At 58.5% G+C, this 1,659-nt stretch carries 2 protein-coding genes; one reads left to right on the top strand and one right to left on the bottom strand.

Translation table 11 applies throughout. The features are described 5' to 3' along the window. Positions 1–11 precede the first annotated feature (11 nt). A complete protein-coding gene (locus tag L692_RS0110420; protein ID WP_025699620.1) occupies positions 12–1,049 on the bottom strand; it encodes a SepM family pheromone-processing serine protease in 1,038 nt (345 codons plus the stop codon). A 148-nt stretch (positions 1,050–1,197) separates the two neighbouring features. On the opposite strand from L692_RS0110420, the gene L692_RS0110415 reads away from it, so the two are divergent. Then, positions 1,198–1,659, top strand: a 462-nt coding sequence (locus L692_RS0110415; protein ID WP_025699617.1) for a nucleoside recognition domain-containing protein, incomplete at its 3' end; no start/stop codon positions are given.

Here is a 1,659-nt window from a genome sequence, read left to right as displayed (position 1 = left end):
CAAGCCGCCGGTCAGGGTTTGACCGGCAGCTTCTTCATATATTGAATCGCCTCGTTCAATGTCGACACCGGCACGAGCTTCATCCTGGTGCCAATTTTGTCCGCTTTTGCCTTCGCGGCTTCATAATTCTTGAGCGGAACGAAGAAGATTTCGGCGCCCTTTCGGTCGGCGGCAACAATTTTGAACTGCACGCCTCCAATCGGCCCCACTTCTCCGCCCGGATCAATCGTGCCGGTCCCGGCGACTCTGTACCCTCTGGTCAAATCACCCTGCGTCAGCCGGTTATAGATTTCCATGGTGAACATCAAGCCGGCCGAAGGCCCGCCGACATTGGTGTCGGTAAAGCTCACTGTCCTGCCCGCCTCCGACGCTTCCACCTTCTGCACCGCGCCGATGACAACGCCAAGGCCCGGCCTTGCCGCCTTCCCTTCGCTGTCCTTGATTTCCACAAGGGTTACGTCCTCCTGAAGCTTCTTTCCGTCACGCTCCAGCGCCACCGTCACCCGATCCCCGACCTTTCTTGAAGACAGCAGCTTGCTGAGCGCTTCCGGATCGGTCACATGCTGCCCCGCAACGCTGAGAATCTTGTCCCCCGGCTTCAGCTGTCCCCGGCCATCCCCTGCGGGAACCGAGAACACGAATAAATATTCAGTCTCGTCATGATAAGGAACACCCGCCGCTTTGTAGGCGGCCTCCACGGCGTTGGATTGCGAACTGCTCATATAATATCCCTGCGTAGCCGCGTATTCCTCTTCCGTCTGATTGCCGAGCCTTTCGGCCTTGCGGTCTATTTCCGCATTGGGATTGAGCGCCGAATAGAGCAGCAGCGCCACATTGGCGTAGCTGGCCGATACGGTCGTCATCATAAAGGTTCCCTCTTCCGCCTTATCCTCGTTCTCCACCCTGATCATGGGCGCCACCTCGGAGGCGTCTCCCGGTTGATACACCACATAAGGAGTCCCCATGAACACAAATGCGTAGACCACCACGATGAGCGCAAACAGGTAAGCGGCGGCGCGCATCCCTGTTCTGTGTCTGAACTTCATCACTGGGGTTCCCTTCTTTCCTAAAGAGTCCGGCCAAAGTCCGGCGCTTCTCTTGATTATGTATTGTAGAGCAATAGCATGGCTGCTGCCTTGCAGGCATAAATTGTTAGAAAGCCCGTCTGCTCCAAGCTATGAAGGGATGACATGAAAAATGAACATAAACCTTGCCCGAATCGCCAGGAAATCGGCGCCTTTTCTATCCGGAGGCACGGCCATGCTCCTCGCCGCGGCCATCATCTCCCAGCCGGAAAGCTCCTTTAACGCCTCGCTTCAGGGTTTGAAGCTATGGTGGACGGTAGTCTTTCCGGCGCTGATGCCCTTTCTGATGCTCTCGGAAATGCTGAGCGCCTCCGGTTTCGTCCATGCCATCGGCGTTCTTCTGGAGCCGCTCATGAAGCTTGCTTTCCGGCTTCCCGGCAGCGCGGGATGGACGCTCGCCCTTGGCATGACGTCCGGCTTCCCCGGCGCCGCCCAAGGGGCGGCCCAACTGCACCGGCAGGGCGAGATATCCGGCCGGGAGGCCGGACGCCTGGCGTCGCTCGCCCATTTCGCCAGCCCCGTGACGCTCCTCATTGTCATCGGAGCCTCCATGCTTCACAGCCCCGCAGCCGGT

Origin of the sequence: Paenibacillus forsythiae T98 (assembly GCF_000520735.1) — a bacterium.
Classification (GTDB): Bacteria; Bacillota; Bacilli; order Paenibacillales; family Paenibacillaceae; genus Paenibacillus_AQ; species Paenibacillus_AQ forsythiae.
Note: the sequence above shows the minus strand (reverse complement) of the source record. Positions and strands in the feature narration are given on the sequence as shown.